Source organism: Novosphingobium rhizosphaerae (assembly GCF_050920675.1).
GTDB lineage: Bacteria > Pseudomonadota > Alphaproteobacteria > Sphingomonadales > Sphingomonadaceae > Novosphingobium > Novosphingobium rhizosphaerae.
Map to the genome: position 1 here is coordinate 303,926 of NZ_CP137861.1, position 25,782 is coordinate 329,707.

A 25,782-nucleotide genomic window follows, 5' to 3' on the forward strand; every position below is an offset into this window, starting at 1 on the left:
GCGATGGCCTTACCACTGGCCATCGCGCGCGTTTGCGCATTCGCCGCCAGGGACCGATCCGTGAACAAATACTTCGATGCTCTGCCCGACGGCGTGAAGCACGCGCTCGATTTCATCTCATTTGCTGCCTTGCTCGGGAGCCTGATCAGCGTGCTGCCTGTCATTGCCTCCGTGCTCACCATCGTCTGGACCGCCATCCGCATCTACGAGACGCCCACGGTCCAAGCCCTGATCCATCGAAAGGAACGGCTGTGAACGCCACCAACACGCCATCGGTCCCGGCCAGATCGGTCTCGTCCGGCGGGGTCAAGAAGGGCGCCCTCGCCAGTGTCGTCGGCCTGGTCACGGCGTCGCTCTTGCTCACCCAGATCCCGAAGGAGGAAAGCGGCCGCACCGTCCAAGTCACCATGGCGCCAGACGGCACAGCCACCCTGCGCCATGTTTCCGGCCGGCAATACCTACAGGCCTATCTTGACATCGTCGGCGTTGCCACGATCTGCGACGGCCTCACCTCGATCGATGGCCGCCGTGTCACCGCAAAGGACAAGCTCACCGAGGACCAGTGCACGGTTCTGCTCGAAAAGGAGCTAGCGACGCACGCCCAGGGCGTGATGCAATGCACGCCCGGCCTCGCTCTCACCGTGCCGCGCCGCGACTATGTGCGCTTTGCTGCCGTGTCGCTGGCGTACAACGTCGGGGTGGCGAACTGGTGCGGGTCCACCGCGCGCCGGCTGATCAATGCCGGCGACGTGCGAGGATCCTGCAACGCCCTGCTCGCGTGGAACAAGGGGCGCGTCGCCGGCAAGCTCGTGGTCATTCCCGGCCTGGCGGCACGGCGCGGACGCGAGCAGGCGCTTTGCCTCAAGGATGCGGCGTGATGAAGCGCCTCCTCGCCGAAATGCGCACGCTGCAGCGCTATTGGAGCGTGCGTCTGTGCGCCATCGTCGCTCTGATCGTCGGATGGATTGTCGATAACCCCTCGGTTGTCCCGCAGATCGTCGACGCCCTACCACAGAACTGGCGCCCGATCGCGTCGATCCTGGCCGGCTTCATCACCTTTGCCTTGCCCGTGTTTCTGCGCTGGCTTCCCCAGCCTGGGCTAGCCACCAACACCACCGATGGAGGCGCCAAATGACTGCCTGGCTTCTCGCCAAGTCCATCGACGCCTGGGCCGCAATTCGCCGTCGACCCGGACTGTCCCTGGCCGCCCTTTCGTTTCTGCTGACGGTCGCGTTGCTAGGCTGGCTCCTGGTCGACCGTGCGAACCTGCGCGCCGATCTCGTCACCGCCCGCGCCGATCTGGCCAAGGTCAAAGCCGCGCAACCCGCCGCGCGCGCTGCCCAAGCCGCCGTCAACCACCAACCCGCCGCCGTCTCGGCCACCATTGCGGAGATTTCCGATGCGCAAGCCTCTGCCTATTACCAGCGCGGCCGTGCTGCTGGCGCTGCCTATGCTGCTGCTCACCGCATGCCAGCATCCTGCGCTGCACGTCAGCCCGGACACGCCGATCTGCCCGGAGCCGATCGTGCTGCCCCGCTCGATGACCGATCCGGTGACCCTGCCGAAATGGTTGCCGTACCCCGAGCCGACTATGACGCGCTCACCGGCTATGGCCTCCGCATCGCCAAAGTGTATCAGGATGCCCACGCCCTGATCGATGCGGGCGCCGCAGTCGCCATGCCGGATGCCCCTGCGCCGTGACCGACGACGAAGACATCCCGGCCGATCCCTCTACCCTGATCCGCCTGGGCACCGTTGCGTCGGTCATGCTTTCCCCGCCGCGTTGCGTCGTCCGCTATGGCGACCCGGACACGGACGAGGATTGTGAAACCCCGCCCATCCGCTGGCTGGCAGGCCGCGCCGGCAAGACGCGCAACTGGTCTCCGCCAAGCGAAGGCGAGGAAGTGGTGCTGCTCTCCCCCGATGGTCAGATCGGCAACGCCGTGGCACTCCTGGGCTTGAACAACGACAATGCCCCACCGCCCGGCAGCACCGTGGCGGAAGTGGTCGAATACGAAGACGGCGCACGCGTCGGCTATGATCCCGCCGCCCATGCCCTCACAGCAATCCTGCCCGCCGGCGCCACTGCCACGATCGAGGCGACCGGCGGCATCACGATTCGCGGCGACGTGACTATTGAAGGCAAGCTCACCGCCAGCGACGATGTTATTGGCGGCGGCAAGAGCCTCAAAGATCATACCCACGGCGGCGTGCAGTCCGGCGCAGCACACACACAAAAGCCGGACTAGCGTGGGTAGGTGCGCATCGCGCCTAATTAAGGCTCCAACCGATACAAGAATTCGCCATTTGTTAAAGCTGATCGCCCACAAATCCCTCAATATATTCAATCATGTCTCGGACATCATCCTTTGTAAATTTTTCAGGATGTCCGTGGGCAGCGTTGTTGCGGATGTCCGCCAATGCTGTGATCCGCTTTTGGACCAGCAAGTTATAATGGCCAGCTTTGGCCAGATCGGCATTCATCTTATCAAGCTTTCCAGTCGCCAGCTCGAGACTGTCGCACAGTTCTCTCAACGTTGTTTCCAAAACAGTGCCCGCGATCACCGCAGCGGCTGTCAGATATCCTGCTTCCATAAGCTCACGTGCTTGATCAAGTTCGCTGCTAAACACCTCAGCTTGAACCAAATTACGAAAGCTATTGCAAAGTCCTGCTTCGTAATCCTCACGCGCCGCCTCAAAAATAGCCTTCAAACGCAACAATATTTCGTAATTAGTCGTATATATAGATTTTTCAGCGTTTTCGAATGCCCTATAGTGCTCGGATTTTTCGCCGCAAGCCAAAGAAATAAGATGTCTGGCTTTCAATTTCCAATTTATATTCATATTATTATCGACATATTCACCGGAAGCAAACTCTCCATCGCGGTAGTGTTTGGTGGCTTCGACTTTTTGGAGCTGACCGACGAGTTCATCGAATCTCAATGTAAGAATTGACGTTTTCATTCGTGAACCTCCTGTGGGCCTTCGGCCTAGTGCGTATGTAAAAAGTACCAAATGCGAAAAATCGCCGGTGCCAAACGCTGACATCATTGCTGAGCAGAAGCTCTCCTTAGTCTGGCGCAGTCTTCTGGTCTAGAAACGGTAAAGCCCACCCTTACCCGCCCCCCGTCTCGCCTGCGCGCGTGGCGGGGGGCATTGCGTGAGGCATGAACGGCATGGACGCCACCACGGGAAAGCCCCTTTCGGGCGTTGCGCACCTGTCGCAGCGCGTCGGGCAAATCCTGTCCACGCCGATCGGCACCCGCCTCATCTACCGCGATTTCGGCTCGCTCTGGCAAGAGCTGATCGACCAGCCCACCAACGCCGCAACCGCGCACTTGCTGCGCGCCGCCACCGCGCTGGCCATCCAGACGTGGGAGACGGAATTGACCGTCACCAAGGTCACGCTGTCCGGCACCCCGGCCGAGGGCAACCTCGCCGCCAACATCACCGGCAAAACCGCCCAGGCCCTCGGCAACAGCCTGGTCACCCTCACCATCCCGCTCCCCGCGCCCACCCGCTGAAGGAATCAGGCCATGGCCCACGGCATCACCCTTATCGAATCCACCACCGGCACCCGCACGATCAGCACGAAGTCGAGCGCCATCATCGGCCTGATCGGCACGTCCACCGCCGTCGCGCCCGAAAGCCAGGCCACGATCGACGCGGCTTTCCCGCTCAATACCCCGGTGCTGTTCACCTCGGCGGCGGCCGCCGCCGGCAAGGCGGGCAGCGCCGGCACGCTCAAGGCCGCGCTCGAAGCGATCGACGATGTGGTTACCCCCACCATCGTGATCGTGCGCGTGGCCGTCGGCGTGGATGAAGAGGCGCAGGATGCCGCCGTGATCGGCGCCACCGATGGCGCCAGCTACGCCGGCATGCAGGCCCTGCTGAAGGCGGAGGCCCTCACCGGCCATCGCCCGCGCATCATCGGCGCCCCCGGCCTTGATACCCAGGCAGTGACCACCAAGCTCGCCATCCTGGCCAAGAAGCTGCGCGGCATGGCCTATGCCCGCGCGATCGGCGACACCAATGCCGATGCGCGCACCTATCGCGAGGATTTCGGCGCCCGCGAGCTGATGCTCATCTGGCCCAACAGCTCGGCCACCGTGACGGGCGACGCCATTGCCCGCGCGCTCGGCATGCGCGCCTACCTCGATGAAACGGTGGGCTGGCACAAGACGATCAGCAACGTCACCGTTCCCGGAATCACCGCGATCACGCACGACGTGCATTACGATCTGCTCGACAACGACACCGATGCCGGCCTGCTCAACGATGCCGATATCACCACGATCATCCGCACTTCGGCCGGCTACCGCTTCTGGGGCAACCGCACCTGTGCTGGCGACGATCAGAGCCAATATGTCTTCGAAAGCGCGGTGCGCACGCTCTACGCGCTGCAGGATGTGATCGCCGCCGCGTTCAGCCCGTTCTTCGACCAGCCCATGACCGTGGGCCTGATCAAGGACCAGCTCGAGACGGTCAACGCCCAGTTCCGCAAGCTGGTGCGCGATGGCAAGGTGATCGGCGCCCAGGCGTTCTTCGACGCCGATGCCAACACCTCGGGCGAGCTGGCCGCCGGCCGGCCCAATTTCCGCATCCAGTTCACCCCCTGTGCCCCGATGGAAAACCCTCAGGTCAACCTGGTGATCACGGACATCTACTACACCGGCTTCGCGGCAAGCGTGACCGGCTGATCCCCCTCTCCACTCGCGTCACGCTGAAAGGATCCGGCCATGGGCCTCCCCCGCAAACTGAAGAACATCAACGCCTATGGCGCCGGCATGAGCTGGCTGGGCGTGCTTGGCGAATTCGAAGAACCCAAGCTGGCGCTCGCCACCGATGATTGGCGCGGCGGCGGCATGATCGGCCCGATCAAGATCGATAAGGGCCTCGAGCCCATGGAGGCCACGGTCACCATGGGCGGCCACACTGCCGAGCTGATCCGCACATTCGGCACCACGGACGTGGCCGGTGCCCCGCTGCGCCTGGTCGGCGCCTATCAGGCCGACGACGGCAGCGCCGCCCAGGCGGTGGAGATCTACCTGGGCGGGCGTTTCAGCGAAATCGACCTCGGCAAGTCCAAGGCCGGCGACGACACCGAGCACAAGTACAAGTGCGCGGCGGCCTATTACCGCCGCGTGGTCGACGGCGTCGAGGAAGTGGAGATCGACATGATCGCGGGCGTGTTACGCGTCGGCGGCATCGATCGCTATGCCGAAATCATGGCCATCCTCACCAGCTGATATCAAATGACACTCCAGGGTCGGGCCTAACCGCCTAGCCGCCGGTGGGCGCCGCCCATCCACGGTTGGCGCTGGGCCTGGGACGGGCGCTTGCGCATCCGTCCCAGGCCCACTTTGCTTGGTAATGGCCGCCCTTACCCGCCACCCTGCTGGCGCGCGCGCAGGCCTCGCCCCAAACCACACCCATCGCAGATCCATCGCCGGTCCTGTTGCGGGGCGCCGGTCGATGGTGGCCGGGGGCGCTTATCCGTTTCCCGCCCCCGGCCTTCCCGCCCCGCCCAGCACAGGAAGCCCCGCACATGGCCGACGCTCCGATCGAATCCACCGAAGCCAGCCCCAAAATCGTCACGGTCGATCTCTCCGAGCCGATCAAGCGCGGCGAACAGACCATCGCTTCGTTCACCCTGACCAAGCCGCGCGGCGGCGCGCTTCGTGGCCTGTCGCTGCAGGATCTGCTGCGCACCGATGTGGTGGCCATGCTCACCCTGATCCCGCGCATCTCCAACCCGCCGCTCACTGCCGCCGAAGTCAACGACCTGGCTGCGGATGACCTGGCCGAGATCTCGGGAGTGGTGCGCGGTTTTTTCATGTCGGCGACGGAGCGGAAGATGATGAACGCGATGATCGGGGAATTCGCGCCGAAGACATGATCGCCGATATCGCCGCGATCTTCCACTGGCCCCTGGCCGAGATCGAGGCGCTAGACCTTGCCGATCTCATGCTCTGGCGCGGCAAGGCCATCGATCGCTGGAACAGCATGTGGGGCAGTAAGGACAAGCCGTCATGAGCAACAAGCTCTCCCTGCTCATCAACTTCATCGGCGTCGACAAGATGTCTGGCGCGCTGCGCAACATCGTCGGCTTGAGCCGCCAGGGCAGCACCTCGATCAAGGCGCTGACTGGCGAGCAGCGCCGCCTCGAGCAGCAGCTCAAGGCCACGCGCCGCCAGATCGAGCAGGGCAACGGCAACCTTACCGAGGCAATCAACCGCGAGCGCGAACTCGAACGCGCGATCGAGGGCGTGAACAACCAGCTGCAGCGCCAGCGGCGCGTGGCTGCCATCAATGCCGAAGTCGCCGGCATGACCCGCCGCAGCCAGGAACTGCGCAGCCGGGGCCAGGACAACATGCTGGGCGGCGTGGCCATGGCCGCGCCGTTCGTCCTGGCCGGCAAGGCCGCCATGGATTTCAGCAGCGGCATGGTCGATATCCAGCAAAAGGCTCAGCTCACCAACGCCGAGACTGATCGCATGGCCGCCAGCATCATGCAGTTGGCGCGCGCCTCGCACCAGTTGCCCGAGGATATGCGCGCCGGCATCGATGTCTTGGCGGCCAAGGGCATGGATCCGCGCCAGGCCATCCAGATGATCGGGCCGATCGGCCGGCTCGGAACAGCGTTCAAGGTGGAGCTGGCCGACGGCAGCGCTGCCGCATTCGCCAACCTCAACAACCTCAAGGTGCCTCTGGCCGACACCGCCAAGGCGCTCGACATGATGGCCGCAGGCGCCAATGTCGGCAGCTTCGAAGTGGCGGACATGGCGCGCAACTTCCCCGCGCTCACCGCTCGGCTTCAGGCGCTGGGCGACACCGGCACCCCGGCCGTGGCCGATCTCACCGCCGCGCTCGAAATCGCCATGAACACCGCCGGCAATGCCGACGAGGCGGCCAACAACATCGGCAACCTGCTGTCCAAGATCAACTCGCCCACCGTGATCGCCGCATTCCAGAAGAAGTTCGGCGTGGACCTGCCGGCGGCGATGAAGAAATTTCAGGCCCAAGGTATGACGACGATGGAGGCTTTCGCCACCGTCACCCAAAGGGCCACGGGCGGCGACACCAAGAAGCTGGGCTGGGTGGTCGAGGATATGCAGGCGCAGATGGGCCTGCTCGCGCTGATCCAGAACATGGACAAATACCGGCAGATGCGGGGCCAGATCCAGAACCAGAGCGCCGGCACCGTCGATGGCGCGTTCGGCCAACGCGAGGCGCGCGACGCCAGCGTGCAATGGAAGGATTTCACCGGCCAGTTGCAGCGCCTGGCAATCGTCGTGGGCACCAAGCTCCTGCCGCAGTTCATGCCCTTCCTTGGCGCCATCACCAACGCGATGGACGCGGTGGGACAGTGGGCGCAGGCCAATCCGCAGCTTGCCAGCTCGCTCGCCTCGCTGCTCGCCGGCGCTGTGGCCGCGCGCATCGGCATCGGTGCGCTGCAATTCGCGTTCGGCAACGTGCTCGGCCCTGTCGCCCAGCTATGGGGCTGGTTCGCCCGCGCCCAGGCCTTGGGCACCATGGCAACGATGCTGCCGCGCCTGGCCGCTGGCTTCACCCTGCTCACCGGCCCGATCGGCCTAACCGTCATCGCCATCGCCGGGGTGGCCTATGCGGTCTATCGCTATTGGGGGCCAATCTCGGGCTACTTCCAGCGCAACTGGACCACGATCCGCAATCTGTTCCTCGGCGCCATGGTCATCTTCACGCCCTGGCTCGCCGCGATCGTCTATGCCGCGTCGCTGGTCTATCGGCACTGGGACGGCATCAAGGCTGCGACAATGACTATGGTGCGCACCGTCGCCGGCATCGTCGCCCCCTTCATCCAGCCCTGGATCACGATCGGCACCTTCCTGGCCGGGATCGCGGGCAAGTTTGTCGGCTATGGCGTCGATATCGTCGGCGGCCTGATCCGCGGTATCGCCTCGATGACGGGCAGCGTGATCAAGGCATTCCTCGATCTTGCCGGGGCAGTGGGCGCGCGATTCGCGGCGGCGCTGGGAATCAAGTCGCCCTCGCGGGTCTTCATGGCCATGGGCGGGCATATCACCGATGGCTTGCGCCTGGGCATCGATGGCGGGCGCGGTGGCGCTGCCCAGGCGGCGCGGCGCATGGCGATCGACGTCGCCTCGGCCGGCGCGCTGTCGCTCTCTCCCTCGATCGCCACGGCCACGCCGCGCCTGGCGCCCGCTGCGGCGATCAGGCCAGCGGCCCGCGCTGCAAACCCCATGCCCACCGCTGCCGCGCCGATCGTCATTCACGTCCACGCTGCCCCCGGCATGGACGTCAAAGACCTGGCGCGCCAGGTGCGGCGCGAGCTGGAAGCCGCCCAGGGCGTTTCCACCCGCTCGCGCTATGACACGGACGGCCGCTGATGGCATCGGGCCCCACCCCCGGCCAGCTCCTCACCCTGGGCATGTTCGTGTTCGGCATGGACACGCTCGCCTATTCAGAGCTGCAGCGCCGCATCACCTGGCGCCACGAGGCAAGCGAGCGCTTCGGCGCCCGCCCGGCCGTGCAGTTCATCGGCCCGGGTGACGACGACGTGACGATCGGCGGCTCATGCATCCCCGAGATCGCGGGGAAGTACAGCGCGCTCGATACGCTGGTCAGCATGGGCGATACCGGCGATGCCTGGGCGCTCATGAACGGCCTGGGCGAGGTCTGGGGCTATTACGTGATCGTCGGCCTCGATCTCACCCACCAGACCATCATGGCTGGCGGCATCCCGCGCAGCATCGATTTCACCGTCACGCTCAAGCGCAAGGCCTGACCGATGGCCGCGAACAAGGCCGGCATCCGCCTCACTCTCGACGATGGCACCGATCTGGCCGACAAGATCGACCCGCGTTACCTCGAGCTGACCCTCACCGAAAAGCGCGGCGGAGAGGCAGACGAGCTGTCCCTCACTCTGCACAACCACGATGGCCAGTTGAAGGCGCCACCCACCGGCCGCTACATCCGCCTCGCCCTGGGCTGGGAAAGCGGGGACGACGTGACTATCGGCTTGGTCGACAAGGGCGCGTTCCGCGTGGACGAGGTGGAAGAGAGCGGCCCGCCCGACAAGATCATGATCCGCGCCCGGTCGGCCGACTTTACCGGCACCGCGCGCCAGCGCCGGGTGAAGGTGTGGAAGGACACCACGGTGGGCGCCATCCTCTCCGCCATCGCCGCGCGCAATGGGCTGTCCGCCCAGGTCCACCCCGATCTGATCGGCCTGGCCATTGCCCTGCTCGAGCAGCACAACAAGAGCGACCACGCCTTCGTCAAGGATCTCGGCCAGCGCTATGACGCGGTGGCGACGTGGAAGAACAAGCAGCTCATCTTCATGCCGGTGGGCAGCGCCACGACCGCCACCGGCAAGACGATCCCCACCATCGCCCTAACCCGCCAGAGCGGTTGGACCTGGTCCTGCCGCCAGGCTGATCGTGGCCAGTATGATGGGGCCGAGGCGCAGTGGCACGATCCCGGCACCGGCCAGCGCCGCACCCACAAAACCGCCGGCAGCAACCGCAAACGCCTGAAGCGCGTCTATGCCAGTGAGGCAGAGGCCCAGCAGGCCACCTCGGCCGAGGCCAAGAAGCGAGCGCGCGGCAAGCGCGTTTTCACCTATGAGCTGGCCACAGCCGACATGCAGATCCAGCCCAATGCCAAGGCCAGCCTGTCAGGCTGGACCAGCGCGATCGATGGCACGTCGTGGCTAGTGGAGAGCCTTGAAACCACGATGGGCGCCAGCGGCCTGAAACAGCGGCTCGAATTGCAGAGCGCCTAGCTCGGGATATCCGAGCTACTTTCCTGTCTTGAATTGCCCCCAGGAAAAGCCATCGATTGACGCGAGCTTCCCCCTCCAAAGGACACCGCCCTCTGTGGGTATCGGCTGACCACCAGAGAAATATTGCGCGTCCTTCAGGTGCAAATACCCCCTACTGATATGCCCCTTTCGAAGCAACTCATCTCGAGTTGGATAGACTTCCAATGATCCATCAATAACCATATCAACAATTTTTTCATTTTTTTCGCCAAACATAGATCGCATCACACCGCGCATACCCTCAAGATATTCGCGCGCACTGATGCTGACACCACTGACAACCATGCCATTTATATTGATGGTGATAGGAATATTGGTGTCAAGTTCGGCAAAATCCAAAATGCCTTCAACAAGAAACCAATCTACGTTTTCTGGTATCTCTCGGTGATTTAGAGTTTCGAAGTCTTCAATTGAACCTTCAAGGTTTTCATTATTTTCCACATCTTCCATTGCAACCACCTAAAATTTACATCTGGTTTAAAACATGCGCCGGCTAATCAACACGCGCCAGCCTGCTTGGCACCATAGGTGGCTTCGCTCAGCGTGTATTTCTCGCCTGCGCTAGCAGATAGCTGTTGGATCAGGCCTTTGCAGGAAAATCCCTGCATTGAGATGTATTGCTTCGCCGACCGAGCGGCCTGCTCGTTCCAATCGACATTGAGGCTATTCACGGCAGCGGTGGCGTCTGCCACGTCGTATCCCTCGCCACTGTCGGCAGAAAGCTGCTGGATCAAGCCCTTCTTAGAAAAGCCCTGCATGGACAAATATTGTTTCGCCGACCTCAAAGCATTTTCCTGCGGTCCCGTCAGCGCCGGTTCCTGCTCGACTGGAGCGGGTTCAGCGGCGTCGTGTTTTGTTTCAACGTTCCCGGCCGGTGTATTCGCAGCGGGTGCGCCGGGTTTGCTTTTGTCACCAACGATCGCGCCGATCACGCCTAGCGCGATGAAGATGCCCAAAATCGCAAGGCACCCGATCCCCAGCCTTTTGCCCAAGCTGGGTTTCTTGTCTTCGGTCATATTGTCCCCTGTTTGCCCGTTACTTCATGTCGTTAGATTTTGCGCACGATCGCCACCACGCGGCCGATCACGTTCATTTCGCCGTCGTAGGCGACCTCTTCCGGATAATCGGGATTGAGCGACAGGATGCGCATCGAGCCTTCCTTGCCCGGCCGCAGGGCCTTGATCATGCCAAGGCCGTGCATTTCGATGGCCCAGACGTGGTCCCACATGCGCGGCGTGCGCTGGCCCGTGTCTATCAGCAAAATGTCGCTGTCGAGAATCGCGGGCATCATCGACGTGCCGCTGCCCGTGGCCCAAAAAAGCTGCTCGATCGGCGATTGCGTGAACTGCCGCACCCATACCTTCGAAAATGGGCGCATGACCCGTTCTGCCGGTGCGTCATGGATGTAAGTGCCGCCCAGGCCATAAGCTAAGTTGAACTCAGCGATCTCGACCATATCGGCATTTGCTGCCTGCACGGGGACCAGTGCGACTGGATCCGACGGCGACCTTTCAGGATCATCCGTTTGCCCCTTCAGAAAGGCTGGCGACGTGCCCAACACTGCCGCGATTTGATCGAGCGCCCTGGTTGTCTTGGTTTCACCGCTGATCAGCCGCCCGATCGATGGCTGCTTGACGCCAACCGCAGATGCCAATTGCGACTGGTTCATACCGGCCCGCAGCATGGCTGCAATCAGGTTTTCCGGTACGATTTCCCACATGACAACACGATTATACGGAACCGAATAACAGTTCATCCAACTTTCCCGTTGACGATTATTCGTTCACGTATATACGTAAGCGTATGACGACACCGACGCGCTTTGAAGCCCTGATGCAGGTGGCCGATTGCTTCCCAACGCAAGAGGCTATGGCCGAAGCATTCGACGTATCTCAGCCGACAGTTTGGCGGTGGCTGAACCAATCGAAGCAGCTCCCCGCCGAACACGTCCTCAAAGCGGAGGAAGTTACTGGCGTTCCTCGTCATCATCTGCGCCCCGATCTCTATCCTGTTGATTTGGCGCCAGGGCCTCGCTGGCATGGCGTCGATCAGCGCGTAGATCGCTACCAGGCTGCGGTCCTCTTCAATCAGCAACGCGCTTCGAAGCGGGGTGCCGCAGCATGACGAAACGGCGCGAACCCCTCACCTATGAATCCACCCTCACCGAGGTTGCGGCTGTGATTGGTTGGGACACCTGCGGCGCGATCTGCGGTGTCTCCGGCCGGGCCGTGCGCCTCTGGTCAGACCACGATTGCGAAACCGAAATCCGCATGATCGATGCCGAGCGCCTAGATCGCGCGTTCCTGGAGCGCGGCGGCAACCATGCCCCGTTCCACCGCCTCTTGGCGTTGCGCCTCGATATCGCCGCGCACGAGGCAGACGGCCATGATCTGGCGGAAATCGCCATGGGCGCGGCGAAGGAAACCGGCGAGGCCGTGGCCGCCCTGATCAAGGCCAGCGGCCAACCCAATAGCGCCGCGGCGCGCCGTGAGGCCAAGAAGGAAGTGCAGGAAGCGATCGACAAGCTGACCGACGGCCTGGCTGCCATCGAAGGCCCCGGCGAGTTCGTGTCGATCGTTGAACAGCTTGGGCTGCGAAAAGCCACCACGGGAGGGACCCCCACATGAGCGGCGAAGGCCATCTTCACTCGCGGCCGCTGATCCACGCGCCGCTGGAATTCCGCATGTCGTCGCGCGGCACCCAGGCCAACCGCGCGCTGATCCTCTGCCCCAAGTGCGATGCCCCGGCCTATATCCGCCGGTCGCAGCGCATCACGGAAACGGTCAAGCACCTCACCTGCCACTGCACCAACACCGGCTGCGGCCACACCTGGCTGGCGGAGCTGGCCTTCGTGCACAGCTTCAACCCCGGTCTGATCGATCGCGCGGATCTCAATCTCAAGGTCTGCCCGCGCGATCAGGTGCCCCACGTCTTCCCCACCGAAAAGGAAGACGATGAGCGGCAGATGAGCATGTTCTCGGGCTGATCCCGCCGGGCGACCGCCCGCCAGCCACCCACACCACAGCGAATTTTTCAACGGCGATTCCGCCGGAGGGGGACCTATGCCCAGCGCGCACCGCGCCACCAGCCAACCCGCCCTGCCCACATCGGGCAGGACTTCGTTTGACCATGCGCTGCAGATCACCGCCCCGCACCTGATCGCGGCCGAGCGGGCCTTTCTCGCATCTGTCGCCGGCTTTGCCGAGCTGCAGTTCTGGGCGCCTGCCGCCTATGTCGACATCGAGGGCGCGCCCTTCGGCCAAGGCGAAGGGCTGGTGACCTTCACCGATGCAGCCTGGAAGCGGAGCCTGCAGAAGCTGGCCCGAGAGGCAATGCGGCAAAGCAGCGCACGCTTCGCGCTCACCGCCGCCGGTCGCGACCTGGTCCTGCGCACCTGCCTGCTGATCGAGGGCCGCGCCGCGTGAACCTCGAAGCCGAAATCTTGAAGGGCCTGCAGGCCCAATACCAGTTCCGCAAGACCAAGGGCGCCTGGTTGCAGGAGGGCACCTGCCCGGCCTGCGGCAAGCGCGAAGCGTTCTGTGCCGCCAAGGATCCTAAGATCATCCGTTGTGGCCGCCAGGACCGCTGCGGGTGGGAAATCACCGTGCGCGATGCCCTGCCCGATCTGTTCGAGGATTGGTCCAAGCGCTTCCCCGAAACCGAAGAAAACCCCACCGCCACCGCTGATGCCTATCTGCAGCACGAGCGGTGCCTCGATCTGCGCCTCCTGCGCGGCAGCTACACCCAGGAACTGTACCGCGATCACAAGACGGGCCACACCTCGGCCACCGTCCGCTTCGCCGTGGGCAACACCTATTGGGAGCGGCTTATCGACCGGCCGGGCCGGTTCGAGAAAAAGGCCCATTTCCGCGCAGGCGGCGCGTACAAGGGCCACTGCTGGATTCCGCCGCGCCTCTCGATGGAAGAGATCGCGAAGGCGGAAGAGATCCTGATCACCGAAGGCATCTTTGACGCCACCGCCCTGTGCCAGGTGCACAAGGTTGCGGTATCGGCCATGTCCACCAACAATTGGCCGGAACACTTCCTCGCCGATCTGCGCGTCGAACTGGAGCGCATCAAGCGCACCACGCGGCCCCGCCTCGTCTTCGCTTTCGACGTCGGCCGCGCCGGCGTCGAATACACCATCAAGTATGTGAAGCGCGCCACGGCCGAGGGCTGGGACGCCAGCGCCATGCAGGTGCGCCCCGATGGCGAGGGCACCAAGAAGGACTGGAACGACCTTCTCAAGGAACACCTCGACTGGGCGGGCGACAAGGAAAAGGCCCCGCTTTCCGACTGGGCGTTCGAACAATATGCCTACAACGGCGCGATCACGATCGCCGAGACCGCCCGCGACAAGGCCCGCCTGATCGCGGACCACAAGCAGGCGGTTTCCACGTTCGAATTCCGCCATAAGAACCGCCTGTGGTCCTGCAAGGTCTCGTTCGACGAAGAGACCCAGAAGCGCCGCATCGTGGTGGAGGAAATCGCCAACTGCGCGTTCCGCCTGCTCTACCGCGAACGCGACGAAATCGCGGACGAAACCAGCTACTTCCTGCACATCGACTTCCCGTTCGAGGACCGGCCCGTGAAGGCCCGGTTCTCGTCCGCCGCTTGCGCCAACAGCGGCGAATTCAAGAAGCGCATGATGGCGTTTGCCGGAATGTGGAGCGGCAGCGGCGAGCAGCTCGACCGGATGATGCGGGCGCAGACCCGCAATTTGAAGGTGGTCGAGCCGATATACTTCACCGGCTATTCCGCCGCGCACCGCGCCTGGCTGCTGGGCGATCTCGCCGTGCGCGAAGGCCGCGTGGTGGAGATCAACCGCGAGGCCTATTTCGATTTCGGCAAGGCGGCGGTCAAGCCGCGCAGCAACGAACGCCTGCTCGACATCGAATATGACCCGGAGCGCCTCGATCTCGCCTGGGTGCCAGACCTGTGGACCGCCTGGGGGCCAAAGGCCATGGTCGGCCTGGCCTTCTTCGTCATGTCGCTTTTCGCGGTGCAGATCCGCCAGCGCGAAAAGTCCATCGGCTTCCTCGAGATCACCGGCCAGCCCGGCTCGGGCAAATCCACCCTGATCGAGTTCCTGTGGAAGCTGCTCGGCCGCAGCGGATACGAAGGTTTTGATCCCAACAAGGCCACCCCGGCCTTCATCGCGCGCAGCCTGATCAAGGTGGCCAACCTGCCGGTCGGCCTGATCGAAAGCGGCCGCAACGACGAAAAGCGCACTGGTGGGCGGCAGTTCGACCACAACGAATTGCTGGTGCTGTTCAACGGCCGGTCGCCGCGCGGCACCGGACAGAAGAGCAACGGCGTCGAAACCAGCGAACCGCCGTTCCTCGGCACGATCTATCTGGTCCAGAACGAGCGGATCGACGCGATCCCCGCCGTGCTCGAGCGCCTCATGTCCATGTCCATCGACAAGGGCGGGCGCAACGAAGCCACCCGCGCCGCCGCGATCCGGCTCGAACAATGGCCGATGGAGCAGATTTCCGGCACCATCGTCCACGTCGTCCGCCACGAGGCCAAGTGGCTCGAGCGCTATTTCGAGCGGTCGGAATTCCATGAACGCGACATGCGCAACCGAGTGGAGGGCCTCCACAACGACCGCGTCATCAAGAACCACCGCCAGCTTGCCGCAGCGGTGGAAACCCTGCCCGCGCTGTTCCCCGCCATCCGCCCCGAATGGGTGGCCGAAACGCTCAACCTGATCGAGGCCCTCGCGCTCGATCGCCAGCTGAGTGCCGGCGGCGATCACCCCGCCGTGGCCGATTTCTGGGAAAAGGTCGAATACCTGCTCGCCCGCGAAAAGCCCGAGGACCACGGCGAGGGCAAGTCGCTCAACCAGGCGCGTGACAAGGAACGCCTCTTCGCGATCCAGCTCCCCGAGTTCGAATCGCGCTGCCGCAACGCCGGCCTCTCTGCCCCCAACGTCGATCTGCTCAAGAAGGTGCTGCGCGGCAGCAAGAGCCGCAAGTTTGTCGACCGCAAGAAGGTCAACAACCCCGCCGGTCACATCGTCGGATGCTGGGTATTCGAGCAGCCCGCCAAGGCGGAGCGCATTATATGACCTGGGCCGAACAGGAATTCCGGGTCTGGCACGGCATCCAGAGCCCCGAGCCGCCCGCCGCCGCGTTCGACTATGCGGAAATCCGGCAGATGGCCCAGCGCATGCTGGAAACCCGCCGCACCCGCTTCCCCCAGCTCGTCGCCAAGGGCCGCATGGCCCCCGCCGATGCCGAAGCGCAGATCGCGGTGTTTGCGGCGCTGGCCGCAGAATGGCACTGGATGGCCACTGGGGAAGGCGCGCCGGCCGAGGCGGAACAGATCCCCGCCATGCGCGAGGCGCTCGACCAGAGCATCGCCACCATTGCCGAGATCGCCCGCGAAGATCGCGGCTTTTCGGCCGAGCTGGCCGCCCAGGCCGAATGGGTCATCGCCATGGCCTGGCACCTCGAACCCGGCCGCCGCACCCGCGCCTGCCGCGCGCAAACCTTCGTGCTGTGGCGCGAACTGGCCGCCGAAAAGGAGGCCCGCCGTGCCGCGTGACCTTCACCCCATGGCCTGCCCCTGCCGCGCCTGCCGCCCGGCTGCATCGCCCAGGCCCGCCCGCTTTCCCATCCCCGCCGGCCCGCGCCGGTGGCTCACCGCTGCCAGGGCGCACTGCCTGGCGATCCTCACCCGCTGACCGGAGATTGCCCATGTCGATTGCCCACCGCCTCGCGCCTGCCCTCTTCGAATGCCGCTGCGGCAACAACCACACCGCCGCCGATGGCCAGTTGCCGGTGGGCTGGACCACCCGCGCCGGCCAGGTCTGGTGCGAAGACTGCACCCGCGCCGGCATCCCGGTCCGCGAGGCCACCCAGCCCCGCCCGCGCCGCAAGCCCCTCTCGCCCAGGTACGCGGCCCAGTGATCGCCCTCGGCCCCCGCGACATAGGCCGCGCCGTCGCTCTCGCCCTGGCGCTGAGCGCCGCCCTGCACATCCTCGATCGCGTCATCGCCGGCTTCGCCCGCTGCCCGATCGAGCACTGCCTCCCCCGGTGAAACCAGCCTCTACCTCGCAAGGCAAGGAAGCAAAACGATGGCAAAAATGGCCAGGAATCGAACCCGGCGGCGTCGGTGCCCGATGGTAGTTTGCAGCTACCCGGGACAGCGATTGAATACCCCACGACCCAGTGGCTGGGCGGATCATACCGCAAAACTTGCGTGCTTTCCACGCGCGCTGCGTGAGTTGGCGACGCAAGCCCCCACCCGCGACAAAAGTAAGCCCCTCGCCGCGCTTCGTCATTCCCGGGCACCTTCTACCGACAACGAAAATGGGCGGCGCCACGCGGCACCGCCCATTTCGTCCTCAGCTTTGCATTCAATCGCGATAGCGCTCAAGTGTCGCTATCGATGTTGCGCTAGCCAGTCGATCAAACGCCTCGATTCGGCGCCCAAAATGCAAGCCGGCGGGTATATTACCGGCCTCCAGTGCGCGTTTATAAAGGCGCCAAGCGCGCTGTTCGAGATCGGTAAGACGCGAAATGCGGTAGCGGCGAATTTTCATGGTCTGGCTCCAGCTCGATCACAGGGCGTTTCTTTCCCTGTAATTATTGCATCCGATGCGGCGCGCCGGATCAAACCGCTTCGCATCATCGCCGCTGGCATTGTCGCAACCGCCCTAGCCGCCTGCGCCCCGCCCGCGCGCCAGCCCCATGGCCCAGCTGATATCGAAATGATCCGCCGCGGATCTCTCGATTGGTCGATCCGCTGCGCCTGGGCGGAGGGACGGTTTCGCCGCCCCTTGATCGAGGCGCAGCGCAATTGCCACTTGTCGCTGGGGGTCAGGCCCGGCGCAGAGGGGCCGAAGTGATGGCCGCGCCGACAACGCAGCAATTGCGGTCACGAACGGTGGTGAGACAGCGCCGGGGCATCCGGGTTCGTGCACAGGGTGCCGATCTGCCGGGCAAAGCTTTGCAGCGCCATCGCCTTCCCATCCGCGCCCAGCCCACGCACGTTTTCGATCAACTCGCGCTCTTCCGGCGTGAGCAGGCGGCGATTGCCGAGCACATAGCGCAGATCGATGCCCATGCCGGTCAGCTTGGCCCAGGCGTCGCCATGGCGCAGGGCCGCCATAACGCCATCCCCACGCTGGATGGCGATCAGGCGCGACTTGGACACAGCGTGCGACAGGATCGGCACCAGCTCGCGCCAGTCGTCGGTGTGGAACACCCGCTTGAACTCGGCAAACAGGCGCTGGCCCTCGGTCGCCAGTTCGGGCGCTTCCTCCCGGCGCTCGGGCGCTGGAAGGGTAAGTTCGATTTCTGGCGGGGGCGGATAGCAGCCGTGCTTGCGGATCGACGGGAGAACTTCGTGAGTGATCCAACGACGGAAGCGGTAAGCAAACGTCCCTTTGGTAATGGCCCCGTCGGAACGGAGAACGACGCTCAAAACGCCCGGCTCGCTGACCAGTGTCATTTCCTGCGGCCCGCCAAGGGTGTCATTTATAATGACACCCTTTTCGTCGTCATCCAACCGAGATGCCACTTGGCGAGCGTTTTTGATGCCGAGGGCGCGACATACCTCAGCGAGAACGAACCAAGGATCGCCATCACGCATCACCATGCGGACGTCGGCATCCTCGAAATGCAGTGGGATCAGTTGGCTCATTGCACAATGCTCCCGAAATTTTGGAAAGGGGTGTCGCTAAAGACGACACCCTTGCGAACGGGACGCGTTGCACAGGGGTTCTGCGGTGATTCGCCGCAAAACCTGGTTGGTGAATTCCCGGATGGCGTCGGAAATTCCGACGCCATCGAGCGCCCGGCTTTCGCCCCAACTTGGGGCGGAACCCTTCGGCTTAGGCAGGCGTCCGAGAGCACCCTCATCCCTTTTCCAGCGCCTTGCGCACCAGACGGCGGATGGCTTCCGGGCGCGCCGGTATGTCCGACTGTTCGCGCCGCCAATTGTCGAGGTTTGCCAAGTCGTCGGGCTGGAAACGAGTTCCGACAAGCGTTCCAGTTTGGTCAGGTCGTTTTTTTCGCGTTGTCACGTTAACACCAATTGACATCATCAGTGTTGTCGCGTTAACATGAAAACAGGCCGAGGGGAAGCGCCAACTTCCACCCCGGCCCTGACCCGAACCAAGGAAGTGTCCCATGGCTCAAGCTAAGATCATCCCTATCACTGCGGCTCGGCGCCCGGCAACGGCATCCAACGTGATCGACTTTCAGGCCGCGCGCCGCACCGCCCTGCTCCGCCGCCTGTGGACCGATCACAACCCGGACGGGAGCGCGCGCTGATGACCGCCGCCCCGCAAACGCCCGATCTCGCAGCACAATTCCGCGCCACCGGCTTCATCCTCAGCGAGGATGCCGAATACGCCCTGCGCGAACTGTTCGCCGCCATGGAAGCCAGTGCCATCGCCTATGACATGGACGTCAACGGCACGGCCCTGGTCGATATCACCGGCGAACAGGTGGCCGTGCAGCTGCGCACCTTCGCCCGCCTCGGCAAAATGCTGGTGACCGGCATCCCCTACGCCTCCGACGCCCCCACGCGCCCCACAGGGCGCAAGCGGCACTAGAAACGAACGCACATGACCACCAAAGCTCGCATTGCCCAGGCTGACATCGAGCGGGCCGTGAAAGCCACCCTGCGCGCCGGGGTGCAGATCGGCTCGGTGCAAGTCTCCGCCGCCGGCGACATCGTGATATATGCCAAGGGCGAATCGAAACCTTCGCCCTCGGCCGCCTCCAATCCTCTCGATCGCCTGTTGCAGAATGGCTCGTAAAGAAAAGCTCCCCGCGAACGTCAGCTCCTTTGTCGACCGCCATGGCAAGCGCCGCTACCGCTGGCGCCTTGCCGGGCGGTCTGCCTATTTCAAGGCGCACCCCAACACTCCCGAGGGGCTGGCCGAGTTGGAAGGCTTCATCGCCCAGCGCACGGCCGAGCCAGCGCCCCGCTATGCCCACGGCACCGTTGGATGGGTCGCCGGTCGCTATTACAGCTCGGCCGCGTTCTTGGGCGGCAAGAGCCCGGCCACCGCGCGCACCGCTACCCTGATCCTCGAAAAGTTCGTGGCCGAAGTCGCACACGACCTGATCACGAATTTCCGCTTCGATCACATCGAGGCGCTTCTGTTGCGCGCGGCCGAGAAGCGGCAGAACGAAAAGGGCCGTATCATCGGCGGCCCCAGCGCGGCCAACAACCTGCGCGGCGAACTGAAGACGTTCTTCGACTATGCGATCAAGCTGCTCGGCCTGCAGCGCCCCAACCCGGTGGACCAGGCCGCATCGATTTCTGTCCCGAAGGGCGGCTTCCACACCTGGACCGAGGAAGAGATCCAGCAATACCGCGCCTACCACCCGCTCGGCACCAAGCCACGCCTGGCGCTCGAGATCTTCCTCTGGACAGCCCTGCGCCGTGGTGACGCATCGTCCTTCGGCCGCAAACACCTGAAAGACGGCAAGATCGAGGTGACCCCGTCCAAGACCAAGGACAGCACCGGCCAGGTCCTGTGGCTTCCCGCTGCGCCGCAGCTGGTCGAAGCGATCGAGGCCATGCCCGTCACAGGCACCGAAACTTTCCTCGTCACCGATTACGGCCTGCCCTTCACGCGCGCCGGCCTGGGCCAGCGCATGCGCAAATGGTGCAACGATGCCGGCCTACCTCACTGCAGCGCCCACGGCCTGCGCAAAGCCGCTGCTCGACGTGCCGCCGAAAACGGCGCGTCGAATCAGGAACTCAAGGCTGTGGGAGGCTGGACCACCGATCGCCAGGTGGCAGTTTACACCGCTGCTGTGGAACAAAAGCGCATGGCCCGCCAGGCCATGGCTCCTGTAATCGACTTCGATTTGGCTAACCGCTCGAAGGCGTGATTGGCTAACCTCGCAACAGGTGCCTGTACTTCCTGGCTTTTGCCAAGGAAGTGGCAGGAGCGGAGGGACTCGAACCCCCGGCCCTCGGTTTTGGAGACCGATGCTCTACCAACTGAGCTACGCTCCTGTGCTGGTGAGGGCCCTTAGTGGGTTGACGCGGGCAGTGCAACCGGCGGATGAAGATTTTCGACCGTCATGCTGCAATCGACCTCTTCCCTGATCCCGCCCGACTTGCTGCTGCGGGCTTATCGTGCCGGAATCTTTCCCATGGCCGATAGCCGGGACGATCCCGAAATCTATTGGGTGGAGCCACGGCTGCGGGCGATCCTGCCGCTCGACGGGTTCCACTGCTCGCGGTCCTTGGCGCGGACATTGCGGCGGGAGCGGTTTACCGTGACGTGCAATACCGCCTTCGATGCGGTGATCGATTCGTGCGCGGCGCCGCGCGATGGCGCGCAGGACAGCTGGATCTCACAGCGCATCCGCGAAAGCTATCGCGCGCTGCACGCACTGGGCCATGCCCACTCGATCGAGACCTGGATCACCGGGGCGGACGGGCAGCGCGAGCTGGTGGGCGGGCTCTATGGGGTGGGCTTTGCCCGCGTCTTTTGCGGCGAGAGCATGTTCAGCCGGCAAAGCGATGCGTCGAAAGTGGCGTTGGCGTGGCTGGTCGCGGCGCTGCGCCAGGCGGGCGCCGCGCTGCTCGATTGCCAGTTTTCCACAAGTCATCTCGCCTCACTGGGCGCGGTGGAAATTCCACAAGCCGAATATCTGCGCCTGCTGGACGAAGCAGGGCGTTATGCAGCGCCTGGTTATTCCGTGGTCGAATCGCCCGGAGTGCCCGCGTCTTCCTCCACCGGCGCATCGTCAGCGGCAGGAGCATCATCGGGTTCGGGCGCCGCAGCAGCGGGCTTGCCAGCCGGCTTTGCCGCGCTCTTGGCCGCAGCGGCCGAAGCGGGGCTGTCTTCCTCGCCCGGGAACTTCATCGCGCAGTCCTTGACCCAGACATCGTAGACCGGGTGCTCGACCACGTTGAGCGAAGGCGAATTCTTGAACAGCCAGCCCGAAAACACCTTGTGCCAGGTGAGCTTCTGTTCGGTCGTCGCACGCTCTTCGACATAAAGCTGCACGAAAGCCCCGGTTTCGGCCGGGTCTTCCCATGGCGCGGTGCGCTCGCAGGTACCCAGACGCACGATGGCATTGCCGATGCGCCGCGCCTCGCCCGAACGCAGCACGATGTCCTGCGTGATATTGTTGCGCTTGTTGAGGAAACCGAGCGTGGCCACGCGATCCTTGACCGGTGTGCCCAGCTCGCTTTCGGCTACGCCGCCGCTGGCTGCGGGCACTGGCGCGGCCGCCGTCGCCTCACCGGGCGGGGCCGTTTCGGCCGGCTCGCGATTGCAACCGGCCAGGGCGCCGCCCAGCAACAGGACGCCGCCAGCCAGCACGACCGCGACCGACGGCGCGCGGGCGCGCATCAGCCTTCGGGCGACCAGGCTTCGTAATCGCCGGTGGCGGCGGCGCGATGGCCGCCCCGCTCCAGCGCGCCTTGCGGGCGATAGGCCTGGGCCGTGCCCGTGGCATTGGGCGTGAATTCCACCTCCCAGATGCGCGGCGGCGGCAGGTTGCTTTCCGGCACGCCATCAAGCGTGCCGTGCAGCCAGCCGTGCCATTCGGCCGGCACGCGGCTGGCATCGTTGGCGCCGTTGTAGATCACCCAGCGACGCTCGCGCCCCTGGAACGGGTGCCCCTTGGGGAACGGCTTCTTCGCCCGGTAATACTTGTTGCCCTGGGCATCGTGCCCCACCAGTTCGCCATGGCGGGCGCTGTCGAGCAGAGTGCCGAAGGTGGCGCCGTTCCACCAGGTGAAGATCTTGCCGAGAATGCTCATGAAGCTCTTGTTCCAGTTGCAGCCCGCCGCTGACGGGCCTTTTCGCCCCTAGCCCCTGAAAGGGGGAGTCGGCAAGGGTCTGTTGAAAGGGCTTGGGGTCCGTTTGGGAAATGCGCGATCGTGCAGTTTCAGCGCGGCCCCGGCCCGCTTACCACGCCACCTTGTCACCGGGCTTGAGCCCGATCTGCGCGGCGCGGCCGCCGTTGAGTTCGAGCACGGCCCCCGCCGGGCCGGACGACGGCAGTGCGGTCAGATCGTAAGGCACGGCGTTGGCCGCCACATTGAGCACGCGGTGGTTGGCGCCGATGAAAATGATGTCGAGCGGGATCACCGTGTTCTTCATCCAGAACGCGGCCATGCGCGGCGGGTCCATCGGAAAGATCATGCCTTCGTCAGCGCCCATCGCGGTGCGGAACATCAGGCCCTTTTCCTGCTCTTCGCCCGAAGCGGCCACTTCCACGCGGAATTCATGGCGGCCGGACTTGGTGGCGATGGCCAGCGGAATGACCTTGAGGCCCGAAATCGGGTGCACCGTCACGGCGCCCGTGGGCGCGGCCAACGCATCGGACTTGTGGTGCCCGGCATCCGCGGTTGCCGGCGAGCATGCCATGGCGCCAGCGGCGAGAGCCAGCACCGCGCCCATCATGCCCATCTTAATCGTCTGCTTCATAAACCCAATCTTCCGCTTCGCGTTCGCCCGCTGCATCCACCAGCGCGCGGGCCATGGCAAGGGGGTGCCCTGCCCTGAGAAAAATGCCGACCTGCTTTTCGCGCAAGGCCGGCTCGATCCGCCCCTCGGCATCGCGCGGGCCGAACGGGCCAAGCCGCCGCTTGCGCGCCAGGGCCAGCGCGGCGGCCCGCGCATCCTGCCGCGAACCAAGCGCATCGTCGCGAAGATCGGCGGCGATGCCGGCATGGCCCAGATCCTGGGCAATGCGGCGCGCGCCCAGCCCGCGGCGGCGCAGACTGGCCCCGCGCATGCGGGCATAGCCTTCGTCGCTGACATAGCCGGCATCCGCCATCCGGGCCACGATCGTGGCCACATCGGGCGGGACGGGCGAATCTTCTGCCCAGCCCCGTTCGCGCAGCTTGCGATTGAGATAAGCCGCCAGCTTGCCCGTGCTGGTGGCAAACCGCGCGACGTATCCCAAGGCCATTTCATCGAGCAGGGCAGCATCGAGCGGCCGGGCGGGACGGGACTTGCGACGATCTGGTACAGGAGGGCGGTTCACGCCATATTCGTGCCACACTCCGGATTAAATGAGAACCTCGGCTTACGGTTTCTTGACCAATGGGGCTTGCGTCCAGACGTTCCCCAAGCAAGGAGCCACGGCCAGTCAGCCGCCATTCACCGCATCGCGCGGAAGTGGCGGACCTGGCACAGACTGTTTTCATTTCCGGGGTTCCGCATGACCGTTTCGGCCGCCGTCGCAGAAAAGATGGCTCTTGTTCCAACGCCCAATGACGATGCGCAGCCGCGCCGTTACGCGGACTTTGCCACGTTTTGCGATGCGCTGGACTATGCCGCGCAAGGGGAGCGGGGGTTCAACTTCCACGACCCGCGCGGCACGCTGAAGCAGGTCTATCCGTTTTCGCAGCTGCGCACCGATGCGCTGGTCGCCGCTCGCCGCCTGGTGGCGCGCGGGGTGAAGCGGGGCGACCGGCTGGCCCTGATCGCCGAAACCGGCCCGGAATTCGCCGCGCTGTTCTGCGGTGCGGTCTATGCCGGCGCCTGGCCGGTGCCGCTGCCGCTGCCCACCAGCTTTGGCGGCAAGGAAAACTATATCGACCAGCTGGCCGTGCAACTGGCCAGCTCGGATCCGTGCCTGCTGGTCTATCCCGGCGAGCTGGCCGAGATGTGCGGGCAAGCCGCCGCGCGCCAGGGGTGCCCGGGGCTGAGCTGGGCACAGTTCGATGAAGGCGCACTTTCGGATGACGCGCTGCCTGCGGCCGATCCCGACGCGATCTGCTATCTGCAATATTCCAGCGGCTCCACCCGCTTTCCCCATGGCGTGGCTGTTACGCACCGCGCGCTGCTGGCCAACCTGGCCGGGCATTCGCACGGCATGGAAATCGGCGATGGCGATCGCTGCGTCAGCTGGCTGCCGTGGTATCACGACATGGGCCTGGTCGGCTGCTTCCTCTCGCCGATCGCCAACCAGGTTTCGGTCGATTACCTCAAGACCGAGGATTTCGCCCGCCGCCCGCTCGCCTGGCTCGACCTGATCAGCCGCAACCAGGGCACCACGCTCTCCTACTCGCCCACCTTCGGCTATGACATCTGCGCCCGCCGCATTTCCAGCCAGACCAACGTGGCCGAACGGTTCGACCTGTCGCGCTGGCGCGTGGCCGGCAACGGCGCCGACATGATCCGCCCCGACGTGATGCAGGGCTTCGTCAACGCCTTTGCCGATGCCGGGTTCAAGGCCAGCGCCTTCCTGCCCAGCTATGGCCTGGCCGAAGCGACGCTGGCCGTGACGATCATGCCGCCGGGCGAAGGCATCCGCGTGGAACTGGTGGAAGAAGAACGCCTTTCGGGCACCCCGCGCGACTTGTCGCGCCCGGCCCGCTATCGCGCCATCGTCAACTGCGGCTTGCCCGTGCTGGGCATGGACGTGGCGATTCGCGGCGAGAATGGCGAAGCGCTGGAACATCACCACATCGGCAAGGTGTGGTGCCGCGGCTCGTCGGTCATGCACTCGTACTTCCGCGATCCGGAATCGACCGATGCCTGCATGGTCGATGGCTGGCTCGACACCGGCGACATGGGCTACGTCAACGCGCAGGGCTACCTGTTCATCGTCGGCCGCGCCAAGGACATGATCATCATCAACGGCAAGAACCACTGGCCGCAGGATATCGAATGGGCAGTGGAGCAGTTGCCCGGCTTCCACCAGGGTGACATCGCCGCCTTCTCGGTGGAAACCGAAAACGGCGAAGAGACCCCCGCCGTGCTGGTGCACTGCCGCGTGTCCGACCCCGAAGAGCGGGTGAAACTGCGGGACCAGATCCGCGACAAGGTCCGCTCGATCACCGGGATGAACTGCGTGGTCGAACTGGTGCCGCCGCGCACCCTGCCGCGCACCAGCTCGGGCAAGCTGTCCCGCGCCAAGGCCAAGAAGCTGTACCTTTCGGGCGAGATCGAGCCGTATAGCCTGGCGGCTTGAGGCTGCGCACACGCGGGGAGGCATAGGCCCCT

General features: G+C 64.4%; 36 protein-coding genes, 1 tRNA gene and 1 pseudogene. 26 read left to right on the forward strand and 12 right to left on the reverse strand.

The genetic code is table 11. The features are described from left to right. Positions 1 to 60 precede the first annotated feature (60 nt). The 5 genes from R9J51_RS01445 to R9J51_RS01465 are packed head-to-tail and all read left to right on the forward strand — an operon-like array spanning position 61 to position 2,249. The gene (locus tag R9J51_RS01445) at positions 61 to 255 is read left to right on the forward strand and encodes a hypothetical protein (RefSeq protein WP_179504174.1); all 195 of its coding nucleotides are present in this window, start codon (positions 61 to 63) and stop codon (positions 253 to 255) included. Beyond that, positions 252 to 878: a lysozyme gene (locus R9J51_RS01450; RefSeq protein WP_179505660.1), complete on the forward strand. Its 627-nt coding sequence runs from the start codon at positions 252 to 254 to the stop codon at positions 876 to 878. Before R9J51_RS01445 ends, R9J51_RS01450 begins: the two co-directional genes overlap by 4 nt. Continuing rightward, positions 878 to 1,135, forward strand: a complete 258-nt coding sequence (locus tag R9J51_RS01455; protein WP_179505661.1) for a hypothetical protein — start codon at positions 878 to 880, stop codon at positions 1,133 to 1,135. Before R9J51_RS01450 ends, R9J51_RS01455 begins: the two co-directional genes overlap by 1 nt. Further along, entirely contained in the window at positions 1,132 to 1,701 is a 570-nt protein-coding gene (locus R9J51_RS01460) for a hypothetical protein (protein ID WP_179505662.1), read from the forward strand. Before R9J51_RS01455 ends, R9J51_RS01460 begins: the two co-directional genes overlap by 4 nt. Then, positions 1,698 to 2,249 (forward strand): phage baseplate assembly protein V, encoded by a 552-nt coding sequence (locus tag R9J51_RS01465; protein WP_432787768.1) that lies wholly within the window; start codon positions 1,698 to 1,700, stop codon positions 2,247 to 2,249. Before R9J51_RS01460 ends, R9J51_RS01465 begins: the two co-directional genes overlap by 4 nt. A gap of 61 nt (positions 2,250 to 2,310) precedes the next feature. Here R9J51_RS01465 and R9J51_RS01470 read toward each other — a convergent pair whose 3' ends face one another. Then, entirely contained in the window at positions 2,311 to 2,964 is a 654-nt protein-coding gene (locus R9J51_RS01470; RefSeq protein ID WP_179505663.1) for a DUF4145 domain-containing protein, read from the reverse strand. A gap of 212 nt (positions 2,965 to 3,176) precedes the next feature. Here R9J51_RS01470 and R9J51_RS01475 point away from each other — a divergent pair, with 212 nt between their 5' ends. The 8 genes from R9J51_RS01475 (at position 3,177) to R9J51_RS01510 (ending at position 9,787) form a co-directional block, all read left to right on the forward strand. Further along, positions 3,177 to 3,524, forward strand: coding sequence for a GPW/gp25 family protein (locus R9J51_RS01475; RefSeq protein ID WP_432787769.1), 348 nt, complete (start codon positions 3,177 to 3,179; stop codon positions 3,522 to 3,524). 12 nt (positions 3,525 to 3,536) lie between these two features. Continuing rightward, the gene (locus tag R9J51_RS01480) at positions 3,537 to 4,700 is read left to right on the forward strand and encodes a phage tail sheath subtilisin-like domain-containing protein (protein WP_179505665.1); all 1,164 of its coding nucleotides are present in this window, start codon (positions 3,537 to 3,539) and stop codon (positions 4,698 to 4,700) included. Between the two features lie 39 nt (positions 4,701 to 4,739). Next, a complete protein-coding gene (locus R9J51_RS01485) occupies positions 4,740 to 5,249 on the forward strand; it encodes a phage major tail tube protein (protein WP_179505666.1) in 510 nt (169 codons plus the stop codon). A 299-nt stretch (positions 5,250 to 5,548) separates the two neighbouring features. Continuing rightward, on the forward strand, positions 5,549 to 5,899 hold the full coding sequence (locus R9J51_RS01490; RefSeq protein WP_179505667.1) for a phage tail assembly protein: 351 nt from the start codon (positions 5,549 to 5,551) through the stop codon (positions 5,897 to 5,899). Next, positions 5,896 to 6,036 (forward strand): GpE family phage tail protein, encoded by a 141-nt coding sequence (locus R9J51_RS01495; RefSeq protein WP_218843523.1) that lies wholly within the window; start codon positions 5,896 to 5,898, stop codon positions 6,034 to 6,036. The genes R9J51_RS01490 and R9J51_RS01495 overlap by 4 nt, the downstream gene beginning before the upstream one ends. After that, positions 6,033 to 8,390, forward strand: coding sequence for a phage tail tape measure protein (locus tag R9J51_RS01500; protein ID WP_179505668.1), 2,358 nt, complete (start codon positions 6,033 to 6,035; stop codon positions 8,388 to 8,390). Before R9J51_RS01495 ends, R9J51_RS01500 begins: the two co-directional genes overlap by 4 nt. Further along, complete coding sequence (locus R9J51_RS01505; protein ID WP_179505669.1) at positions 8,390 to 8,788, forward strand: phage tail protein; 399 nt, start codon at positions 8,390 to 8,392, stop codon at positions 8,786 to 8,788. The genes R9J51_RS01500 and R9J51_RS01505 overlap by 1 nt, the downstream gene beginning before the upstream one ends. Positions 8,789 to 8,791: 3 nt before the next feature. After that, on the forward strand, positions 8,792 to 9,787 hold the full coding sequence (locus R9J51_RS01510; RefSeq protein ID WP_179505670.1) for a contractile injection system protein, VgrG/Pvc8 family: 996 nt from the start codon (positions 8,792 to 8,794) through the stop codon (positions 9,785 to 9,787). A 15-nt stretch (positions 9,788 to 9,802) separates the two neighbouring features. Here R9J51_RS01510 and gvpU read toward each other — a convergent pair whose 3' ends face one another. From gvpU to R9J51_RS01525, 3 genes are read right to left on the reverse strand one after another with little or no spacing between them, the layout of a single operon-like run. Further along, complete coding sequence (gvpU, locus tag R9J51_RS01515; protein ID WP_179505671.1) at positions 9,803 to 10,276, reverse strand: gas vesicle accessory protein GvpU; 474 nt, start codon at positions 10,274 to 10,276, stop codon at positions 9,803 to 9,805. A 47-nt stretch (positions 10,277 to 10,323) separates the two neighbouring features. After that, positions 10,324 to 10,842 carry an Ltp family lipoprotein gene (locus R9J51_RS01520; RefSeq protein WP_179505672.1) on the reverse strand — a complete coding sequence of 173 codons (519 nt, stop codon included), beginning with the start codon at positions 10,840 to 10,842 and terminating at the stop codon, positions 10,324 to 10,326. Between the two features lie 32 nt (positions 10,843 to 10,874). After that, complete coding sequence (locus tag R9J51_RS01525) at positions 10,875 to 11,582, reverse strand: S24 family peptidase (protein WP_179562302.1); 708 nt, start codon at positions 11,580 to 11,582, stop codon at positions 10,875 to 10,877. Between the two features lie 47 nt (positions 11,583 to 11,629). On the opposite strand from R9J51_RS01525, the gene R9J51_RS01530 reads away from it, so the two are divergent. From R9J51_RS01530 to R9J51_RS01560, 7 genes are all read left to right on the forward strand, one after another. Then, positions 11,630 to 11,950 carry a YdaS family helix-turn-helix protein gene (locus R9J51_RS01530; protein WP_179505674.1) on the forward strand — a complete coding sequence of 107 codons (321 nt, stop codon included), beginning with the start codon at positions 11,630 to 11,632 and terminating at the stop codon, positions 11,948 to 11,950. Next, positions 11,947 to 12,453 (forward strand): hypothetical protein, encoded by a 507-nt coding sequence (locus tag R9J51_RS01535; RefSeq protein ID WP_179505675.1) that lies wholly within the window; start codon positions 11,947 to 11,949, stop codon positions 12,451 to 12,453. The genes R9J51_RS01530 and R9J51_RS01535 overlap by 4 nt, the downstream gene beginning before the upstream one ends. Continuing rightward, a complete protein-coding gene (locus R9J51_RS01540; protein WP_171800911.1) occupies positions 12,450 to 12,812 on the forward strand; it encodes an ogr/Delta-like zinc finger family protein in 363 nt (120 codons plus the stop codon). Before R9J51_RS01535 ends, R9J51_RS01540 begins: the two co-directional genes overlap by 4 nt. 76 nt (positions 12,813 to 12,888) lie before the next feature. After that, on the forward strand, positions 12,889 to 13,251 hold the full coding sequence (locus tag R9J51_RS01545; RefSeq protein WP_179505676.1) for a hypothetical protein: 363 nt from the start codon (positions 12,889 to 12,891) through the stop codon (positions 13,249 to 13,251). Next, a complete protein-coding gene (locus R9J51_RS01550) occupies positions 13,248 to 15,899 on the forward strand; it encodes a toprim domain-containing protein (RefSeq protein ID WP_179505677.1) in 2,652 nt (883 codons plus the stop codon). Before R9J51_RS01545 ends, R9J51_RS01550 begins: the two co-directional genes overlap by 4 nt. Further along, the gene (locus R9J51_RS01555) at positions 15,896 to 16,378 is read left to right on the forward strand and encodes a hypothetical protein (protein ID WP_179505678.1); all 483 of its coding nucleotides are present in this window, start codon (positions 15,896 to 15,898) and stop codon (positions 16,376 to 16,378) included. Before R9J51_RS01550 ends, R9J51_RS01555 begins: the two co-directional genes overlap by 4 nt. Before the next feature lie 152 nt (positions 16,379 to 16,530). Beyond that, positions 16,531 to 16,743, forward strand: coding sequence for a hypothetical protein (locus R9J51_RS01560; protein WP_179505679.1), 213 nt, complete (start codon positions 16,531 to 16,533; stop codon positions 16,741 to 16,743). Positions 16,744 to 17,193: 450 nt separating this feature from the next. Here the strand turns inward: R9J51_RS01560 and R9J51_RS01565 are convergent, their stop codons facing one another. The 3 genes from R9J51_RS01565 to R9J51_RS01575 form a co-directional block, all read right to left on the reverse strand. Next, on the reverse strand, positions 17,194 to 17,379 hold the full coding sequence (locus R9J51_RS01565; protein ID WP_179505680.1) for a hypothetical protein: 186 nt from the start codon (positions 17,377 to 17,379) through the stop codon (positions 17,194 to 17,196). 335 nt (positions 17,380 to 17,714) lie between these two features. Then, positions 17,715 to 18,482 (reverse strand): BRO family protein, encoded by a 768-nt coding sequence (locus tag R9J51_RS01570; RefSeq protein WP_179505681.1) that lies wholly within the window; start codon positions 18,480 to 18,482, stop codon positions 17,715 to 17,717. 214 nt (positions 18,483 to 18,696) lie between these two features. Beyond that, positions 18,697 to 18,885 (reverse strand): hypothetical protein, encoded by a 189-nt coding sequence (locus R9J51_RS01575; protein ID WP_218843805.1) that lies wholly within the window; start codon positions 18,883 to 18,885, stop codon positions 18,697 to 18,699. A gap of 85 nt (positions 18,886 to 18,970) precedes the next feature. On the opposite strand from R9J51_RS01575, the gene R9J51_RS01580 reads away from it, so the two are divergent. The 4 genes from R9J51_RS01580 to R9J51_RS01595 are packed head-to-tail and all read left to right on the forward strand — an operon-like array spanning position 18,971 to position 20,692. Continuing rightward, the gene (locus R9J51_RS01580) at positions 18,971 to 19,114 is read left to right on the forward strand and encodes a hypothetical protein (protein ID WP_179505682.1); all 144 of its coding nucleotides are present in this window, start codon (positions 18,971 to 18,973) and stop codon (positions 19,112 to 19,114) included. After that, positions 19,114 to 19,398, forward strand: a complete 285-nt coding sequence (locus tag R9J51_RS01585; RefSeq protein WP_179505683.1) for a hypothetical protein — start codon at positions 19,114 to 19,116, stop codon at positions 19,396 to 19,398. Before R9J51_RS01580 ends, R9J51_RS01585 begins: the two co-directional genes overlap by 1 nt. Positions 19,399 to 19,410: 12 nt before the next feature. Then, a complete protein-coding gene (locus R9J51_RS01590) occupies positions 19,411 to 19,605 on the forward strand; it encodes a hypothetical protein (RefSeq protein ID WP_179505684.1) in 195 nt (64 codons plus the stop codon). Further along, positions 19,595 to 20,692: a tyrosine-type recombinase/integrase gene (locus R9J51_RS01595; protein ID WP_179505685.1), complete on the forward strand. Its 1,098-nt coding sequence runs from the start codon at positions 19,595 to 19,597 to the stop codon at positions 20,690 to 20,692. The genes R9J51_RS01590 and R9J51_RS01595 overlap by 11 nt, the downstream gene beginning before the upstream one ends. A gap of 51 nt (positions 20,693 to 20,743) precedes the next feature. Here R9J51_RS01595 and R9J51_RS01600 read toward each other — a convergent pair. After that, positions 20,744 to 20,819, reverse strand: a tRNA-Trp gene (locus R9J51_RS01600). A gap of 68 nt (positions 20,820 to 20,887) precedes the next feature. Between R9J51_RS01600 and aat the strand changes: the two genes are divergently transcribed. Next, positions 20,888 to 21,706, forward strand: coding sequence for a leucyl/phenylalanyl-tRNA--protein transferase (gene aat / locus R9J51_RS01605; protein WP_179505686.1), 819 nt, complete (start codon positions 20,888 to 20,890; stop codon positions 21,704 to 21,706). Between the two features lie 35 nt (positions 21,707 to 21,741). Here aat and R9J51_RS01610 read toward each other — a convergent pair. The 4 genes and pseudogenes from R9J51_RS01610 to R9J51_RS01625 form a co-directional block, all read right to left on the reverse strand. After that, positions 21,742 to 22,170, reverse strand: a pseudogene (locus R9J51_RS01610) (DUF2155 domain-containing protein); the annotation flags it as partial. After that, on the reverse strand, positions 22,170 to 22,583 hold the full coding sequence (locus tag R9J51_RS01615) for an NADH:ubiquinone oxidoreductase subunit NDUFA12 (RefSeq protein WP_168556270.1): 414 nt from the start codon (positions 22,581 to 22,583) through the stop codon (positions 22,170 to 22,172). The pseudogene R9J51_RS01610 and the gene R9J51_RS01615, both read right to left, overlap by 1 nt. Before the next feature lie 148 nt (positions 22,584 to 22,731). Further along, positions 22,732 to 23,253 (reverse strand): DUF192 domain-containing protein, encoded by a 522-nt coding sequence (locus tag R9J51_RS01620; protein WP_169476736.1) that lies wholly within the window; start codon positions 23,251 to 23,253, stop codon positions 22,732 to 22,734. After that, positions 23,237 to 23,815 (reverse strand): RecX family transcriptional regulator, encoded by a 579-nt coding sequence (locus tag R9J51_RS01625; protein WP_432787770.1) that lies wholly within the window; start codon positions 23,813 to 23,815, stop codon positions 23,237 to 23,239. The genes R9J51_RS01620 and R9J51_RS01625 overlap by 17 nt, the downstream gene beginning before the upstream one ends. A 177-nt stretch (positions 23,816 to 23,992) precedes the next feature. Here R9J51_RS01625 and R9J51_RS01630 point away from each other — a divergent pair, with 177 nt between their 5' ends. Beyond that, a complete protein-coding gene (locus tag R9J51_RS01630; protein WP_179505687.1) occupies positions 23,993 to 25,750 on the forward strand; it encodes a fatty acyl-AMP ligase in 1,758 nt (585 codons plus the stop codon). The last annotated feature ends 32 nt before the right edge of the window (positions 25,751 to 25,782 follow it).